Genomic DNA, 16,301 nt, shown 5'->3' with positions numbered 1-16,301 from the left:
GGGCCCTGTCTCACCGACATCCATATCGCCGTGGCGAGCAGATGGGCGGAGCAGGATGCATGGCGACCGCAGACCGCCCCGGTTTGGTCCTGCCACTCTCCAAGGCCCCGAGGCCACAACGGATCGTTTGGGCCAGAGCGGTTTACTTCTCGGGCCGGGAACCCTTGAGGAACTCGCCCTTGCTGTCGTACTTGCCAGCCAGTGCATCGGCTTTTGTCCGGGACCACATCGGTACCCCTGCGAGGTAAGCCGCGCGACCAAGAAGATGCGCGCCGATCGGGGCGGTGATCATCAGGAAGACGATGCCTGAGAGGACCCAGGCGATGACCTCCAATTCCTGAGAGTGAACGCCGGCAGCCAGCAGCATCAGCCCGCTGCCCAGGGTGCCGGCCTTCGTCGCCGCATGCATCCGAAGGTAGACATCCGGCAGCCGGAACAAACCGATCCCGGCAACAAGAGAGAACAGGGCGCCGACCAGGATCAGGACGCCTGCAATCAGGTCGATCATGGCTCACCGCCCTGGCCCGAACGGCTTGCCGTTCGTATCCCGCCACTCGAATGCAGCGGAACCTCTTCCAGGTCTTCGTTCGGCTCGGCATCGGTGGCCCTCGCCCGTCGATGGATATAACGCGCAAACGCAACCGTTGCGAGGAAACCCACCAGAGCCATCGCGATCGCCACGTCGATATAGCTGAACTCGCTGGAAGCCAACGCCTTGACGGCGATGAAGCCGATGCCGATGAGCATCAGAAAGTCGAGAGACAGAACGCGGTCTGCGAAGCTGGGTCCACGCAACAAGCGGTAGACGGTAAACGCGAATGCGACCAACAGGGAGGCAAAGGCAACCGTCGTTGCAAACTCGAGAAAGGTCTGACCGAACGCGTCCATCATTCTACTCCATTGCATTCCTGATCAGGTTCTCGAACCCATCCTTGATCTCGCGGCAGAGTTCGTCCGGATCGTCCACATCCATGGCGTGAATGTAGAGAGTCGATCTGTCGCTCGACACATCGACGCTGAGGGTTCCGGGCGTCAAGCTGATCAGATTGGCCAGCAGCATGATTTCCGCGTCCTGCCTTAGGTGGAGCGGCACGGCGATGGTCGACGGTTGGAACGTCATCCGAGGGCTCAGCGTGTCCCGTGCCACCCGGACGGATGAAAGACAAAGCTCCTTCAGGAACTCCCAGATCAACAGCGCAACCCGTGCAGGGCGATAGAAATTCCGACGATCGACACGGTCGCGGACCAACCAAAGCGAGAGGAAACCCAGGATGAAGCCGAAAATCAGGTTGCCGGGAGCAAAACTTCCCGTCACGGCCCCCCAGACCAGGGCCAGAACAAGATTGAGCAGAAAGAGGTTCATTGCATCGCCTCCACCGCACCGGAAGGCGTGACTGTCGGCGTGCCGTCCATTCGGGCTGCCTCCGGCTGGCCAAGCACCGTAAAGATGTAAGGATCGGGGCTCAGGAGCTCTGCTGCGGAACGGCCTGACACCTCCACCAGCGGGGCGCAATAGAGGCCGAACGCGAAGGTCATCGCGGCAAGGGCACCGAGGCTGCCCTTCACAAGCAGTCCGGCGTCCTGCGCCGGCGTTTCATCGTCGCCCGGCCTCCAGAAGATCAGGCAAAAGGCCCGGCCGAACGCGACCAGCATCAGGAAACCGGACAGCAGAATACCGACCACCAGAACAGTCGAGTCGGCTTCGAGCCCCGCCTGCACGAGATAAACCTTCGGCCAGAACCCGGCGAGTGGCGGAACACCGGCCAGTGAGAGACCGACAACAAGGAAGGCGACAGCGAGAAAGGGCGCTCTCCTGTAGAGACCGGCCAGATCCTCAATTCCCGTCGCCTTGCTGGCCGTGGCGATCATGCCGACGGCGATAAAGAGGGCCGCTGAAATGACGATCGAGTGGACGAAGTAGAAGATCGTGCCGAGAAACGCCAACTCGGTGCCGATCGCGATGCCGCCCACCATCACACCAACGCCGCTCACCACGGTGAACGAGACGAAACGTCGGATGTCCGACTCTGCCAGTGTTCCCAGTGCACCGAGCACCATCGTCGCGACGGCGACCCAGATCATGGCGTCGCGGACCATATCGCTGTTCTCCGGGAAGACCAGTGAGAACACGCGGATCAGCGCGTAGACGCCCACCTTGGTCAACAGGGCCGCGAAGATGGCGGACACCGTCGGCAGCGGCGTGTGGTAAGCCGCCGGCAGCCAGAAATGGAGCGGGAACAGGGCCGCCTTCATTCCGAGCGACACGAGGAAGAGCAGGGCCACGGTCTCAAGCGTCGAGTCCTGCGGCAGCAACGCCACCTTGCCCGAGAGATCGGCTATGTTGAGGGTGCCCGTCAGGCCGTAGAGCAAGCCGATCGCGATCAGAAGCAACGTTGTCGCAATCAGATTGAGGAACGCGTACTTGACCGCACCGTCAATCTGCTCACGCCGGCCACCGAGAACCATGAGCCCGAAGGACGAAATCAGGGTGACCTCGAACCAAACGTAGAGATTGAAGATATCGCTGGTCAGGAACGCCCCGGCGACGCCGGCCATCAGCGCAAGCAGCAAGGGAAAGAACCCGGCCCGGCGATGCCCGGTATCCGTCGATCCGATGCTGTGCAGAGCGACGATGAGGCCGACAAGACTGCCCACCAGGGTGAAGCCAGCACCCAGCGTGTCCGCCGCCAGCGCGATACCGAAGGGAGCCTGCCAGCCGCCAATCGACATGGCGACCACGCCATGGCTCCAGACATGCTCGAACAGCGCGATGCTGGCGATGAACTGGGCACCGAGACCAGCGACCCCGATAACGGATTGTGCACGTTCATTGCCCCATGCGGCCGCAGCCAGCGCGGCACCCAGGATCGGAATGAGGACGGGCCAGACGATCAGCCAACCGGCACCCTCAAACATCGCGGCCCCTCAAGACATTCGGGGCGACTATGGGCTCGGCGTCCCGCATCTCGTCAGTGTTGACCGTGTCGAGGCACTGGTAGGCGCGATAGGCGAGCACCAGGAGGAAGGAGAACAAAGAGAAGCTGATCACGATGGCTGTCAGGATCAGGGCCTGTGGCAGAGGGTTGGCGATCACCGTGTCAGCAACCTCCAGACCGTCAGGGATCAACGGCGGCGCGTGTCGCACCAGGCGACCGGCGACAAAGATCAGCAGATGGGTCGCATTGCCGAGGACGAAGATTCCCAGTAGCAGGCGGATCAACGAACCCGACAGCAGCAGGTAGACGCTGATGGCAAACAGCGTCCCGACGACGATGGAGAACGCAGCTTCCATCAGCCGTTCTCCTCAAGGCCCATGATGATGGCAACGATGGCGCCGACAACGACGAGATAGACCCCGATATCGAACAGGACGACGGTCGACAGGTACTTCAGGTCCGGCGCGAAGTCGGGGAACCACCACTGTCCGGTCATGAAGGCGTCCCCGAAAAACAGGGAGGCAACGCCGCTCAGCCCGGCGATGAAAAGGCCGAACCCGGCAATCGCCACCGGGTGGGCAATCATCGCCCGGCGTGTCGCCGCAACGCCTTCGTTGATGGTGTAGATCGCGAATGCCGAGGCACCGACGAGACCACCGATAAAGCCGCCGCCCGGCACGTTGTGTCCGCGGAGCAGAACAAAGATCGAGAACAGAACCGTCAAACCAACCAGGAACGGCGTGGCCGTCCTCAGAATGAGGGAATTCATCGCGCGTCCTCCTCGTCGTTCGCACCTGGGCCCCTCCGGACCGAGGCGGCGGCGGGAGCGGTCGTCGTGGCGGTTCGGTCCGGTCGTCGCCCTCCCATCGCCAACAGGCTCAGAACGGCAACACCGGCAATCACCACCACGGCGATCTCTCCGAAGGTATCGAGAGCGCGGAAGTCCACCAGGATCACGTTGACGATGTTGCGGCCATAGGCCTCCGTGTAGCTGCGTGCGGCGAAGAACTCGCTGAGCACGGGATCGAGGGGCCGACCGGTGATCGTCAGCAGCAGAAGTGTGAACCCGACTCCGACGACCACGGCGATGGCCGAGTCGCGGATTGCCCTGGGCCACCCACGCCAATCAGATCGGTAGATCGGCAACCGTGTGATGACCAGCGCCAGGATCACGACGGATAGAGTCTCCACCATCAACTGCGTGAAAGCGAGATCCGGGGCGCTGAACAACACAAAGATCAGAGCAACGGCCATGCCGAGCACGCCCATGGACAGGATGGCGATCAGCCGCGAGCGCGCAATGGCAATGGCGAAGCCACCGGCCAGAGCCAGCAGGGCGATACCCCAGATGTAGAAGTCGGTTCGTGGCAGGGTGACGGAGACCGAAAGGTCGCCCATGGCGATCATCGGCGCGACCAGGATGGTGGCAACGACCGTCATCGTCACCAGAAGGTAGTGCCGCAGAGTGCCGGTCTGGAGCTTGGCCGTCACGGCCCGCGCGATCCCGATGAGAGCGTCGAGAAACTGATCATAGCCCTGATCAGGACCCCAGAGCCTGTCCAGGGCGGCCGCCATCGCACGGCTGAGCGCACGCGCTTTCCACAAGAGCAGCGCCCCGAGCGCGATGGTCACCATGCTGAGGAGGAGCGGAGTCTTGAAGCCCCCCCACAGGTAGAGATACACCGGAACCTGTGACCCTGCGACCGCCCAAACAGCCGGGCCGACCAGATAGGTCTCGGGCACGCCGGCGAACAGACCCGCCAGCAGTCCAAGCACCGCCAGGGTGAGCGGTCCGAGCCACAGGCCGGGACCGCCTTCATGGGCAGGCTTTGGCGATTGTAAGGGCGCACCCAGGAATGGTTTGAAGCCGACCAGGAAGGCGACCGCGAACATCAGGGCGTTGCCAACAATGGCGATGCCCGTGACAAGCAGCGGCCAGAATTCGCCCAGCGTGCCCTTGTAGACGAACTCCTTGGCAATGAAGCCGATGAAGGGCGGCAGGCCCGACATGGAGAGTGCCGCCAGTGCCGCCGCACCGAAGGTGATCGGCATCGCGCTTCGCAGGCCGGACAGCTTCCAGACGTCGCGTGTGCCAGTCCCGTGATCGATGCAGCCGGCAGCCATGAAGAGCGCACCTTTGAACATCGCGTGCGCAAAGAGGTAGACCATCGCCGCCTCCAGCGCCAGTTCATGGCCGAGGCCGATCAGGAAGACCAGGAGTCCCAGGCTCGCAACCGTGGTCTGGGCCAGCATCAGTTTCAGGTCGGTGTTGCGCAGGGCCAGGATCGCACCGATCAGGAAGGTCGTGGCTCCGAAGGCGACCAGGGTGATCTGCCAGACCTCCGTTCCCCCGAGGCCGGGATGAACACGGGCCAGAAGATAGACGCCCGCCTTCACCATGGTGGCGGAATGCAGATAGGCGCTGACCGGTGTCGGCGCTTCCATGGCATTCGGCAACCAGAAATGAAACGGCACCTGGGCCGACTTGGTGAAGGCCCCGATCAGCACAAGGATCAGGATGGAGATGTAGTGCGGGTGGTCGCGCAACAGGTCGCCGCTTTGCAGAAGGGTCGACAACTCCATCGCACCGCCCGCCTGCGCCATGAGCAACAGGCCCGCCAGCAGCGCAAGACCGCCGCCGCCGGTGACGACCAGCGCCTGCAGGGCCGCCCGCCGGGACCGTGCGCTCTTGTGGTTGAAGCCGATCAGCAGGAAGGAGGTGATCGAGGTCAGCTCCCAGAACACGAACAGGGTGACAACATTGTCGGCCAGCACGAGACCCAGCATCGAACCCATGAACATCAGGATGAACATGAGGAAACGGCCGAGATCGGCATGCCCGGAAAGATAGGTCGCCGCATAGAGGACGATGAAGGTGCCGATCCCGCTGATCAGCAGGGCGAACATCACGCTCAGCCCGTCCACGTGAAACGACAGATGAATGCCGAGCGTGGGAACCCAGGGGACCGAAAAACTTATCGGATCGCCCGCCGCGATCGGCCCCGGGAATCCGGCGAAGTAGACGGTCAGAGCCGCCGGCAGCAGCGCCAAAAGCCAGCCTGTCGCCGGCCCGGCGACACGCCGAACGGCCGGCGCGAAGACGGCAAGGACAAATGGTGCGAGCACAGCCGCAAGCAGCATTTCGCGAATTCCCCTGACGAACGGCCACGCAGGTTGGATGCAGACGCTCAAGGACGGAGTATGGACAAACGACCCCAGGCGGGATCAACCTCGATAAAACAGTCTCTGATATAGAGAAAATTACAAGAACTTCAATATGTAGACATAAACCGATATAAGCGATAAATGGCTCAACCTGCACCATCGTATCGTTGCGCCGGAGCCGATGATCATGCTGTCGAAACCCCTGCTGACCGTTCATGAGGTCGCCGAACTCCTGAAGATGCGCGAGAGCACCGTTCGTTCGTGGATCAACGACGGCCAACTCCGCGCCATCAAGTTCGGTCGCGATTGGCGTGTCTCGCAGCGTGACCTTGAGGCCTATCTGAATTCCCACGCGAACCGCGCGCCCGACGATATCGAAGATGACGATATCGAAGATCCGGTGAAGACGCCGCACCAGGCATCCGATGACGGCGGTTGAACGCAAGGAAGGAATGGCGGAGGGAACGGGACTGGTGTCGAACGTTCTCCGCTTCAAGTCATTGAATTAGCCCAGACCGATGAACTGTGCGAACAGGCTGACCCGTGCTTTCGCTCCGGGGCGACGTGGGAGAGCCCGGCGAAGACCTGCGCATCGTGCGGCTGTGGGGCGGTCAGCGAAACCTTGAGGGTCGTTCGTGAGCGGCTGGCTCTTTCTTGCCGCACGCGCTACCCGCAGGGATGTAGACGCTCAATGCGTAATGTATCATGAGGTTTCCACCTCGGCCCGAAGGTCGGCGACGGGCACCGACAGGCACCGACAAGCACCGACAGGCACCGACTCCGGGGCAGCATACAACACGGTCTTTCCGACGAGTCATGCCGATGCCACAGTTCATGCCGATGCCATAGTGGCTTTTTCGTTCAGCGAAACACAGTTGATGGTATCCCCCAGGGTAGACTTCGCGATTTCCACGAGATGACGATGGTGCGTGAAGAAGAGTACCTGGGTTTTCCTTGCCAACTGTCCCAACAACTCAAACCCAGCAGCCGCCCTGCTGTCATCGAAGTTGATGAACAGGTCGTCGGCCACAAACGGCAGCGCCTCCGCCCGCTCAAGATAGTCTTCAATCGAGGCAACCCGCAGCGCCAAGTATAGCTGATCGGCTGTGCCGGTGCTCATGCCGGACACCGGCACAACCTTCTCATCCGGTCGTACCCCGGTCAGGTGGGCGTTGTCCTGGTCATCAAAGTCCACGCGCAGGCTGGTGAACGAGCCCGCGGTCATGACCTGAAACAGCTGTCCCGCGCGTTTGAGCAGCGGCGCTTGCTTCTCCCGACGATAGCGGTCGATGGCCCATTGCAGCAGAATGGCGGATGTCTTCACCCGAACGTACCGCTCGGCCACTTCGCCCATTTCAGCCAGCGCCTCTGCCCGGGCTGCCCCAGCCTGTGCGGCCGCATCATCGCCGCCGATGGCCTGATACGCTTGGCGTGCCTGCGATCGGACATCGCCTGCCTCGCCCTGCTGCTTTCTCAAGTCCTCCAGTTCCGCCTGAAGCGACTCTTCCCGAGCCGCGACGTCATCGATGGCCAGCCCGTCGCACTCGGTTTCCAGTTCGTCATCAGTCTTGCCATCACCGTCCTGCTGAAGCTTTCCTATGATCTCGTCCCGTTCCTCCTGAAGCTCCCGCTGCTTGTCGGATCGCTCGATAGCGGCCTTCAGTTTGTCATTGTTATCGACGCCTGCGGTCTGCATAAGGTGGGTTATGGAGGCGGCCCACTCCCGCCGCTGACCTTCAAGCGTTTTGATCTGCTCTTTCAGGTCTTCAACGGCCTCGTCCTGATTCTCCCGCAGTCCCTGGATCCTCTCGGCCTCGTTAAGCCGCGTCTTCAGCGCCGCAACAGCGTCGTCCGCCGCCTTGTCAGAAAGGTCCGGTGCAACAACCCGCACAAGCTGACTGGCAACATTTTCGAAGTCAGCGAGGTCCCTTTGAATCTTCTCGATGCGGTCGTGTCGCAACGAGCTGATCCGACCGACCGCCTCCCGCATTTGATCGATAATGCCGATCTGAGCATCAACAGCCTCAGCGGCGGTATCTGCAGCAAGGCCAAAATCGTCAAGCGCAGCAGTCCATTTATCCCGCCATTCGGCCCGCGCCTTCTTTGCCGTCTCAAGGTCCCGCTGCCGACGCGCAACAAGCTTACTGGCTTCAGCGACATCCTTTTCGAGCTGAGACTTCCTCTCGGCTTTGGCCTCGCGAAGCCGTAGCTCTTCCGCCGCCCGTTCAACGACGATGGTCAGGCCGTCAGATTCCAGTGTGACAACATCGACACCCAGCGCAGCCAACTCACCAATCAACTGCTGCCTTGCCGCCTGCTCCTCGCCACGAACAGCCTCTAGCGCGCTGTCAGCTTCTTCCCGCGCTTCAATGGCCTCCAGCACCCCGTCGCGGGCTACAAGCCATTCCAGCATGGTCTCAGGCGCTTCCGGCTCAAACGGTGCCCCGGTCCACAGCGCGGCCCAATCGGCTTTCAGCTGCTTGCCTTCCTCCACGAGTTTCTGTTCGTTGTCCTGCAACTGGACGAAAAGCGTTTCCTGCTTCTCGATCTTGCGCTTGATCTCGGCGATGCGCCCAGCGGCTTCAGCATGGTCAAAGCGCCGATCAGCCAGCTTATCGGCCCTGACGACGGCAGGCTCAAAGGCACCTGCCAGATCCTCGATTTCGTCCTTGTACTGCGCGGCCTGGTCCGGCGGGATCTGCTGTCCCTCGACGTGCTTGAGCTTCACCAGCTGCCACACGACGTCGCGGCGACCACGAGCGTCCTTCAGTTTTTCGGCTGTGACCACTTGCTCATCGCGTATAACCCGCTCAAGGGCTTTAACGTCACTGTCCAGCTCCTGCTGAACGGATGTAGCCTGTCGCCGCGTTTCCGTCAGCCGCCGCTGCCAGTTATCTTGGGCTTTTCGTTGCGACTCTACTTTCGCCCTTGCCGGCACACTCATGCCGGTCAGTGCATCTTCATCTGCAACACCCGGGTCAAGTGCACCAAGCTGCAGGGCGACCCTGCTTCTGGCTTTCTTCAGCTCCTCTGCGGCAGAACGCACTCGACCGGCAATGTCACCCTGTTCGCGCACACTCTTCAACACGATGGCCATCCGTGATGCGTCAACAGGCTCACCGGCCTTGGCAAGCTTGTCCTTCAGTACGGCATGCTCTTCCTTCGCTTCTTCCAGTAACCGTGCCTTGCCGGAAACATCGATCTCGAGCTCGCCTTTTTGGTTGAGCAGCGATCGCACGACACTAACTTTCGGCCGCGGCGGAATGCGCTCGATCAGCGCGGCTGAGTTTCCATCCTGCCAGCCAAGCTCAGCGGCAGCGCCCTTCAGTTCCTTTTCGGCCGCTTGCAGCTCGGCCTCACGCTTGGGCAGGTCGGCTTTTTCACTGCGAACCTCGATGCGACGTTCGCAGGCTTGGTTTACATCCGCCGCTCTCTGGATAATCGTCTCGTCGTAAGTAAGCCTTTGCAGCCCCTCTTCGGCGCGCTGAAGCTGTTCTGTCAGCGTGCCGATACTCGCGGCCGCTGCAGCATCCCCGCGCTCAGACTCAGCAACAAGCTCGTCAGCTTCCGCGGGAAGAGCAATCACGTCGCCGAGTTCCTCCAGATGACTGTCCAGCTCTTGCTTTCGCCGCACATCCCGAAACACCCGCCGAATCCGGCTCAGACGGTTTCGGGTGGTTGTCGCCTTGCTGATCGCCTTGTCGATGGCACCATAGGCCTCTTCTGCATTTTCGTACGCATTCTTCAACTCCCGCCATTTTGCAGCGCTGAGGGTCTGCTCGCGCAGATCCCGCCGGGCGGTATCCAGCTTGTCTTTGGCGATGGAGAACTTGCGGCCCCGGGCGCGCCGCCCCGGGCTCCACAAGCTATCCGCCTCTTTGGAAAGCTGGGTCAACTGCTCCCGCAGACCTCCGATACCGGCACCGGCGGAGAACAGCATCTGACCGACGTCGTCCCTGGCCTCCAGGATTGCCCGGCCGCCAGCTTCAAGGCGAGTGTGGTCAAGGCTGAACATGCGCTCGAAAAAGGTTCGGTCCGCGCCGGCAAGGTAGGGGCTAAGTACCGCTTCCCCACCGGGCACCGGCAAAGCGTTCGGTCCCAGCAGCGTGTCCCTATTGCCTTTTCTCCGCAGCACCTCCAGCCCATCACTGCCGTTCTCAAGCACAGCACCGATACGCATGCTGCCGTAATCATGCAGAAACCCGTACCGCGTCTGCCCGTGAATGCCGAATAGAAGATCTTCGATAGCGGACAGCGCCGTGGACTTACCGGCCTCATTCGGGCCGAAGATGATGTGGAAGTCCGATGTGCCATCAGGCAGCTCAAGCGACACTTCGGTGAAGTGGCCGTAGCGCAGCAGATCGAGCCGTTTTATCCGCACACTCATCCCCCCTTCGCCGTGAGCCGTGCGGAGAGATAAGGCGAGACCTGGCCAATCAGCGCCGCAAAATTGCCGTCTACTGCGGCCTTCAGCATGCAATCTTCGATGTCGCCGCGCACCTCGTTAGGCAGCTGGCGCACCAACTTGCCGATATCTTCCTCGATTTGTGCCAGCAGTGAATCGTCCCCGGTGGCTTCCTGCAACAGGCGCCGAAGCTCTCCAATGGCGTCTTCGCGCTCGGCCAGCGTCTCTGCATCGACCTCAGGCTGGGTGTCAATGACCACCTTTTCCACCCAAGCGACTTCGTCGCCCAGTCCAAGTGCGCCGGCGCGGGCTTCAGCCAGAATCTGGTCCTCGGAAGCAATAAGCTGATCGTGAACAGCGGTGCGCCCTTGCAGGACAATGCGGCAGGCTAGTAGCCGCCCGTCAGCCTGAGCCACGGCCGCCTCCACGGCATCGTGGATACCATCAATCACGTTGCCGAAGAGCTCCGCATCGACCAACGATACGGGCAGCACTGCCCAGCGCACCACATCACAAGGGATCTTCGTCAATTCGACGACGTCACCTTCTTCTACGGTGACGAGGCTTGCGCCCTTGGGACCGGTCTCGCGGGCATGGCGGCCCTGAAGGTTGCCTGGGAAGACAATGTAAGGCTTTTCGTGCAGCACCTTTGCCTGGTGTACGTGGCCGAGCGCCCAGTAGTCGTAGCCTTTGTTGGTGAGGTCTTCGATGGCGCAAGGGGCGTAGTTCGCGTGGCCGCCCATGCCCCCGAGGCCTGTGTGCAGGACTCCGATGTTGAATGCACCAGAAACTGGCCTAGGGTAGCCGGGTACAAGATTGTCCGTTAAGGCACGCTGGCGAAAGCTCTGCCCGTGCAGTGCGACCTTCAGCTCATCAAGCGCAAACGTCTCTGGCCTGCGCGTGCCAAAGACATGGACGTTTTCGGGCAGTTCAAGTCGCCGGGTGATCTGGCTTTCAGAGTCGTGGTTGCCGTGGAGCAAATAGACCGGGATGCCCTCCTTGTTGAGCCGCCCCATCTGTGCTGCGAAGAAAAGCCCAGTGTTGTAGTCCCGCCAGTCGCCGTCATAAAGGTCTCCGGCGATAACAAGAAAATTGGCCTTCTCCTCCATGGCCAATCCGACCAGTGTATCAAGCGCCTCGCGAGTCGCGGTACGCACCCGCGCGACGGCGTTACCTTCCTGGCGTGCAAGGCCCCTTAGCGGGCTGTCGAGATGAATGTCGGCAGAATGGATAAAGCGAAAGGAAGTCATGGGGACCTGTCCGTAACCTGACTTCTCGAATTCCCAATCGAGCGCTGGCCATGAATGGTAAGTGCGCGGTGGGCAGCGAGTCCACCGGAAACATCGCCTTCAGAGGGCTGCAAGAAATTCACCAAAGCGGCGCAGTCATCAGCCTCACAGAACATCGCGCCGAAGAGAACGATTTTGGCCGTTTCACGACGAGTCCGGTGCTCAGCACCTCCTGCATAACCCTCGAAAACAACGCAGAAGTCCGGCCGCAGCCGGATCGTGGGAACTGTCTTTCCGGGACAAGTGGCGGAGAGGGAGGGATTCGAACCCTCGGTACGCAAGGCGCACAACGGTTTTCGAGACCGCCCCGTTCGACCACTCCGGCACCTCTCCGCAGGTCTGGCATTCCCTCGGGGGAACGGACAGTGGACCATACTCGCGGGCGCCGCGCTGGGCAAGGGGTACGCAGGTGACACGCGGGTCGTTCATGCTGCGCATCGAGTACAGCTCAATCCTGCACGGCGAGCCGATCCGGCGCATGGCGGAGCTCGGCGTGCAGCCGAGCTTTCTCAATCAACCACTGTGCACGACTGGGGTCACGTCATGCGCGACAAGGTCTTCGGGCCCGAAAAGGTGCAGCGGCTCGACCGTTGCGCCTCCGCCGAGCAGGCGATCCGTTCGGTCACGGCCAATGCGGCCTGGCAATGACATTCCGAGGATGAGACAAGCACCCTGGAAGCCGGCAAGTTCGCTGATCCGGTAATTCCGGGGAGGACCCCGGGGCGGTCGAGCCGACTCACATCTCCGATATCGCCGTCAGTGAGACATGATGGATGAACGGCATGTAAGGTCCATGACGCTTGGCCACGTCGGTTGACTCCCGCGCGGAAGGCTGACCCAATGTCTGCGGCGAGACGGAGAAGCGGCGAGAAAGCCGCGCGTCGGAGCGGTTGTCAGGGGAGCATATGCCCGAGTTTCTGAAGCGATACGTTTGCTTCGTGGAGGCGATCAGCCGTCGCGTCGGGCGAGCGGCGATGTATCTGATCTTTGTCCTGATGGCGATTCTGATCTACTCGAGCGTCTCCAAGGCGCTGGGCGACATCGTGCTCCTGCCTGCTCAGTGGACGCTTGAGATGGCCCAGTTCGTCATGGTTGCCTACTACATCCTCGGCGGTCCCTATTCGATGCAGCAGGGCGAACATGTCCGAATGGACCTCGTCTATGCCAACTGGTCGCCGCGCACCAAGGCGATTGTCGACTGCCTCACGGTCGGCTTCCTGCTTTTCTACCTCGGTGTGCTGCTCTACGGCGGCGTCGTCAGCACGACCTACGCCATCGAATACAACGAGCGCAGCTATTCGGCCTGGGCACCCTACATGGCACCGATCAAGATCATCATGTGCATCGGCGTCGTGCTGATGATCCTGCAGACCACTGCGGTCATGCTGAAGGACTTCGCCAGAGCGCGGGGGCTCGAAAGCTGATGGATTTCCCTGCGCTCTTCGACGACTACAACTTCATCGCGATTCTGATGTTCTCGTCGATGATGGTCATGCTGATCACGGGCAAGCGTGTGTTCGGCGCCATCGGGTTCGTCGCCGTCGCGTCATCCGTCCTGCTTTACGGTACGGGTGGCGGCGAGTTCGGCTTCAACGCTGCGATGAAGCTGATGAAATGGTACCCGCTTATTACGCTGCCGCTCTTCATCTACATGGGATTCATCCTCTCGGAATCCCGCATCGCCGACGACCTCTATTCCATGTTCCACGTCTGGATGGGTCCGGTCCGGGGCGGCTTGGCGATTGGCACCATCCTCCTGATGGTCGTGATCTCGGCCATGAACGGGCTGTCGGTCGCCGGTATGGCGATCGGCGCGACCATCGCGCTGCCCGAGCTTCTGCGCCGTGGTTACGACAAGATCATGGTGACCGGCGTGATCCAGGCGGGCTCATCGCTCGGCATCCTCGTGCCGCCCAGTGTCGTGCTCGTGCTCTACGGCATGATTGCGCGCCAGCCCGTGGGCCAGCTCTGGCTCGCCGGTGCCCTGCCGGGTCTGATGATGGCGACGCTGTTCATCGTCTACATCGCCATGCGCTGCCGGTTCCAGGCGCATCTCGGGCCCATCCTGCCCGCCGAGGAGCGACAGGTCACTTGGGCCGAGAAGCTGCGCCACCTGCGCGCGGGCATCCTGCCCTTCCTGATCTTCCTGTCGATGACGGGGCTTTTCCTCATGGGAGTGACCAGCCTCGTCGAGAGTTCGGCTGTGGGTGCGATCTCGGCCACCATCGCGGCCTGGTACCGCAAGCGGCTGACGCGTCAGGTCATGGAGACCACGCTCAGGAAGACGCTGGGCGTCACCTGCATGTTCATGTGGATCATCATGGCGGCTCTGGCCTTCGGTGCCGTGTTCGATGGGCTCGGTGCCAAGCGGGCGCTGGAGGGCTTCTTCCTCGATCAGCTCGGTCTGGGGCCCTGGGAGGTGCTGATCCTGATGCAGCTCAGCTTCATCCTGATGGGCACTTTCCTCGACGACACCGCCATGCTGGTGATCGTGGCGCCCCTCTACGTGCCGCTGGTCAAGGCGCTGGGCTTCGACCTCATCTGGTATGGCGTGCTCTACACCATCACCTGCCAGATCGCCTACATGACCCCGCCCTTTGGTTACAACCTCTTCCTGATGCGCGCGATGGCGCCGCCCGAGATCACCATCATCGACATCTACCGGTCGATCCTGCCCTTTGTCATGGTGATGGTGCTGGCGCTGGCGCTTGTGATGGCCTTCCCCGGCATCGCCCTGTGGCTGCCGGGCCTGGTCTACGGGAACTGACCGCCCATGACGTGACGGCCGGTTTCCGCCTTGTGTGTTCGTCAAAGCCAACAAAGAGGAGACACTTATGACGAAATCCAGACGTTCATTCCTGAAGAATGCCGGTGTGGCAACGGTCGGTGCGGGGGCATCGGCACTTGCGGCACCTGCTGTCCACGCGCAGTCGGCGATCCGCTGGCGCATGCAGACCTATGCGGGGCCTGCGCTCGCCGAGCACGTCGTCGTGCCGGCGGTCGAGGCTTTCAACCAGGCCGCCAATGGTGAGATGGAGATCGAGCTCTTCTTCGCCGATCAGTTGGTGCCCACGGGCGAACTCTTCCGCGCCATGCAGTCGGGCACGATCGATGCCGTGCAGTCCGACGACGATTCCATGGCGGCACCCACCGAGGTCACCCAGTTCGGCGGCTACTTCCCGCTCGCCCTGCGCTACAGCCTGGATGTGCCCGTGGTCTTCAACCAGTACGGCCTGGGCGAGATCTGGGAGCAGGCCTATGCCGATGTCGGCGTACAGTGGATCAGTGCGGGTGCCTGGGATCCCTGCCACTTCGCCACAAAGGACCCGATCTGGAGCCTTGAGGACCTCAAGGGCAAACGTGTCTTCACCTTCCCCACCGCTGGCCGCTTCCTGAGCCAGTTCGGCGTGGTGCCGGTAACGCTGCCGTGGGAGGACATCGAGGTCGCCGTGCAGACCGGCGAGCTCGACGGCATCGCCTGGTCGGGCATCACCGAGGATTACACGGTGGGCTGGGCCGACGTGACCAACTACTTCCTCACCAACAACATCTCGGGCGCCTGGATCGGCCATTTCTTCGCCAACCAGGATCGCTGGAACGAGCTGCCCGATCACCTCAAGACCCTGTTCCGTCTGGCGACCGACAGCTCCCACTACTATCGCCAGTGGTGGTACTGGGGCGGCGAGGCGCACCTGAGGACCCAGGGCACCAAGATGGAGCTCACCACCATCCCGGACGAGGAATGGGCCCAGGTCGAGGCAGCCGCCCTCACCTTCTGGGACGAAATCGCGGCCACCAGCGACACCGCCGCCAAGATCGTGTCGATCTTCCGCGAGTACAACAAGGTCATGGCGGCAGCGGGTAAACCCTACCGCTACTCCTGATCGCCTGACGTGCTCCCCGGCTTCGGCCGGGGAGCGTCGTCTTCCGTGTCTCCGGGCACCCTGCGTCGCGTATGGTCCGATTCTTTCGTGCGCCTGACCGGCGCCGATGATGAGATCAGGGGTTGGAGAGGCTCTCCAGGTTGCTGGCCATGATCGTTGCTCGTTTCGGCGGATCAGGTCCCGATCGCTTGGAGCCCGCGCAAAGTGACATCGAGCCCGAAGTTGAATTCGGTGTCGGGGTCGACATCGGTGATATGGTCGGCTACGGCGCTGACCTCTCCGAAGTTGCCGCAGGAGAGATGGTGGCACCTTGCGGCCGCATGAAACGTGAGCGCAAAGTCGCACACGCTGTCCTGCCATGGGCCGCCACGGTCGACGACCTCAATCCCATCCAGGAAGACCCGGACCATCTCCTGCATCAGTGCCGCCGTGGTACGTGGTGATAGAGCGCCATGGGATCCGCGCCGAGCTTGCACATGCTGAAGGCGTCGAGGCTCTCGCGGTCGACCATGACGACCGCGGCATCGACGATCTTTTCAACGGAAAGACTGCCACATTGAACCATGAGGAGGCCTCTATCCCAATCTGTGACGGCCTGTCCAACACCGAAACGACACGGCGT

The 16,301-nt window shown here is 61.7% G+C and carries 15 protein-coding genes and 1 tRNA gene; 4 read left to right on the top strand and 12 right to left on the bottom strand.

What is annotated here, in order from left to right:
- Nucleotides 1–142: 142 nt before the first annotated feature.
- The 7 genes from GDA49_13095 to GDA49_13065 are packed head-to-tail and all read right to left on the bottom strand — an operon-like array spanning nt 143 to nt 6,077.
- The gene (locus GDA49_13095) at nt 143–508 is read right to left on the bottom strand and encodes a monovalent cation/H(+) antiporter subunit G (GenBank protein MBC6441313.1); all 366 of its coding nucleotides are present in this window, start codon (nt 506–508) and stop codon (nt 143–145) included.
- Nucleotides 505–888 carry a cation:proton antiporter gene (locus GDA49_13090; protein ID MBC6441312.1) on the bottom strand — a complete coding sequence of 128 codons (384 nt, stop codon included), beginning with the start codon at nt 886–888 and terminating at the stop codon, nt 505–507. The genes GDA49_13095 and GDA49_13090 overlap by 4 nt, the downstream gene beginning before the upstream one ends.
- Nucleotides 889–892: 4 nt before the next feature.
- Nucleotides 893–1,363, bottom strand: a complete 471-nt coding sequence (locus GDA49_13085; GenBank protein ID MBC6441311.1) for a Na+/H+ antiporter subunit E — start codon at nt 1,361–1,363, stop codon at nt 893–895.
- Nucleotides 1,360–2,916 (bottom strand): Na+/H+ antiporter subunit D, encoded by a 1,557-nt coding sequence (locus GDA49_13080; protein ID MBC6441310.1) that lies wholly within the window; start codon nt 2,914–2,916, stop codon nt 1,360–1,362. The genes GDA49_13085 and GDA49_13080 overlap by 4 nt, the downstream gene beginning before the upstream one ends.
- Nucleotides 2,909–3,292, bottom strand: coding sequence for a Na+/H+ antiporter subunit C (locus GDA49_13075; GenBank protein ID MBC6441309.1), 384 nt, complete (start codon nt 3,290–3,292; stop codon nt 2,909–2,911). The genes GDA49_13080 and GDA49_13075 overlap by 8 nt, the downstream gene beginning before the upstream one ends.
- Nucleotides 3,292–3,705, bottom strand: coding sequence for a Na+/H+ antiporter subunit B (locus GDA49_13070; protein ID MBC6441308.1), 414 nt, complete (start codon nt 3,703–3,705; stop codon nt 3,292–3,294). Before GDA49_13070 ends, GDA49_13075 begins: the two co-directional genes overlap by 1 nt.
- Nucleotides 3,702–6,077, bottom strand: coding sequence for a putative monovalent cation/H+ antiporter subunit A (locus GDA49_13065; protein MBC6441307.1), 2,376 nt, complete (start codon nt 6,075–6,077; stop codon nt 3,702–3,704). The genes GDA49_13070 and GDA49_13065 overlap by 4 nt, the downstream gene beginning before the upstream one ends.
- A 211-nt stretch (nt 6,078–6,288) precedes the next feature.
- Here GDA49_13065 and GDA49_13060 point away from each other — a divergent pair, with 211 nt between their 5' ends.
- Complete coding sequence (locus GDA49_13060) at nt 6,289–6,540, top strand: helix-turn-helix domain-containing protein (GenBank protein MBC6441306.1); 252 nt, start codon at nt 6,289–6,291, stop codon at nt 6,538–6,540.
- A 393-nt stretch (nt 6,541–6,933) separates the two neighbouring features.
- Here the strand turns inward: GDA49_13060 and GDA49_13055 are convergent, their stop codons facing one another.
- The 3 genes from GDA49_13055 to GDA49_13045 all read right to left on the bottom strand — a co-directional run bounded on the left by GDA49_13055 (nt 6,934) and on the right by GDA49_13045 (nt 12,128).
- On the bottom strand, nt 6,934–10,482 hold the full coding sequence (locus tag GDA49_13055; GenBank protein MBC6441305.1) for an AAA family ATPase: 3,549 nt from the start codon (nt 10,480–10,482) through the stop codon (nt 6,934–6,936).
- A 2-nt stretch (nt 10,483–10,484) separates the two neighbouring features.
- Nucleotides 10,485–11,756: a DNA repair exonuclease gene (locus GDA49_13050; protein MBC6441304.1), complete on the bottom strand. Its 1,272-nt coding sequence runs from the start codon at nt 11,754–11,756 to the stop codon at nt 10,485–10,487.
- Nucleotides 11,757–12,039: 283 nt separating this feature from the next.
- A tRNA-Ser gene (locus GDA49_13045) sits at nt 12,040–12,128 on the bottom strand.
- 572 nt (nt 12,129–12,700) lie between these two features.
- Here GDA49_13045 and GDA49_13040 point away from each other — a divergent pair.
- From GDA49_13040 to dctP, 3 genes are all read left to right on the top strand, one after another.
- Nucleotides 12,701–13,219 carry a TRAP transporter small permease subunit gene (locus GDA49_13040; protein ID MBC6441303.1) on the top strand — a complete coding sequence of 173 codons (519 nt, stop codon included), beginning with the start codon at nt 12,701–12,703 and terminating at the stop codon, nt 13,217–13,219.
- Nucleotides 13,219–14,562 (top strand): TRAP transporter large permease subunit, encoded by a 1,344-nt coding sequence (locus GDA49_13035; protein MBC6441302.1) that lies wholly within the window; start codon nt 13,219–13,221, stop codon nt 14,560–14,562. The genes GDA49_13040 and GDA49_13035 overlap by 1 nt, the downstream gene beginning before the upstream one ends.
- 67 nt (nt 14,563–14,629) lie before the next feature.
- Nucleotides 14,630–15,679: a TRAP transporter substrate-binding protein DctP gene (dctP, locus tag GDA49_13030; protein MBC6441301.1), complete on the top strand. Its 1,050-nt coding sequence runs from the start codon at nt 14,630–14,632 to the stop codon at nt 15,677–15,679.
- A gap of 173 nt (nt 15,680–15,852) precedes the next feature.
- Here the strand turns inward: dctP and GDA49_13025 are convergent, their stop codons facing one another.
- Both GDA49_13025 and GDA49_13020 read right to left on the bottom strand, forming a co-directional pair.
- Entirely contained in the window at nt 15,853–16,098 is a 246-nt protein-coding gene (locus GDA49_13025; GenBank protein MBC6441300.1) for a hypothetical protein, read from the bottom strand.
- Nucleotides 16,098–16,244, bottom strand: a complete 147-nt coding sequence (locus GDA49_13020) for a hypothetical protein (protein MBC6441299.1) — start codon at nt 16,242–16,244, stop codon at nt 16,098–16,100. The genes GDA49_13025 and GDA49_13020 overlap by 1 nt, the downstream gene beginning before the upstream one ends.
- Between the last annotated feature and the right edge of the window lie 57 nt (nt 16,245–16,301).

Source organism: Rhodospirillales bacterium (assembly GCA_014323865.1).
GTDB lineage: Bacteria > Pseudomonadota > Alphaproteobacteria > SP197 > SP197 > SP197.
The sequence above is the reverse complement of the archived record's forward strand: the minus strand, read 5'-3'. Positions and strand labels throughout refer to the sequence as shown.

Coding starts and splice junctions, on each gene's coding strand:
- GDA49_13065 (MBC6441307.1), bottom strand. CDS start 6,077: ATGCTGCTTGCGGCTGTGCTCGCACCATTTGTCCTTGCCGTCTTCGCG.
- GDA49_13025 (MBC6441300.1), bottom strand. CDS start 16,098: ATGCAGGAGATGGTCCGGGTCTTCCTGGATGGGATTGAGGTCGTCGAC.
- GDA49_13050 (MBC6441304.1), bottom strand. CDS start 11,756: ATGACTTCCTTTCGCTTTATCCATTCTGCCGACATTCATCTCGACAGC.
- GDA49_13040 (MBC6441303.1), top strand. CDS start 12,701: ATGCCCGAGTTTCTGAAGCGATACGTTTGCTTCGTGGAGGCGATCAGC.
- GDA49_13085 (MBC6441311.1), bottom strand. CDS start 1,363: ATGAACCTCTTTCTGCTCAATCTTGTTCTGGCCCTGGTCTGGGGGGCC.
- GDA49_13070 (MBC6441308.1), bottom strand. CDS start 3,705: ATGAATTCCCTCATTCTGAGGACGGCCACGCCGTTCCTGGTTGGTTTG.
- GDA49_13080 (MBC6441310.1), bottom strand. CDS start 2,916: ATGTTTGAGGGTGCCGGTTGGCTGATCGTCTGGCCCGTCCTCATTCCG.
- dctP (MBC6441301.1), top strand. CDS start 14,630: ATGACGAAATCCAGACGTTCATTCCTGAAGAATGCCGGTGTGGCAACG.
- GDA49_13020 (MBC6441299.1), bottom strand. CDS start 16,244: ATGGTTCAATGTGGCAGTCTTTCCGTTGAAAAGATCGTCGATGCCGCG.
- GDA49_13090 (MBC6441312.1), bottom strand. CDS start 888: ATGGACGCGTTCGGTCAGACCTTTCTCGAGTTTGCAACGACGGTTGCC.
- GDA49_13075 (MBC6441309.1), bottom strand. CDS start 3,292: ATGGAAGCTGCGTTCTCCATCGTCGTCGGGACGCTGTTTGCCATCAGC.
- GDA49_13060 (MBC6441306.1), top strand. CDS start 6,289: ATGCTGTCGAAACCCCTGCTGACCGTTCATGAGGTCGCCGAACTCCTG.
- GDA49_13035 (MBC6441302.1), top strand. CDS start 13,219: ATGGATTTCCCTGCGCTCTTCGACGACTACAACTTCATCGCGATTCTG.
- GDA49_13095 (MBC6441313.1), bottom strand. CDS start 508: ATGATCGACCTGATTGCAGGCGTCCTGATCCTGGTCGGCGCCCTGTTC.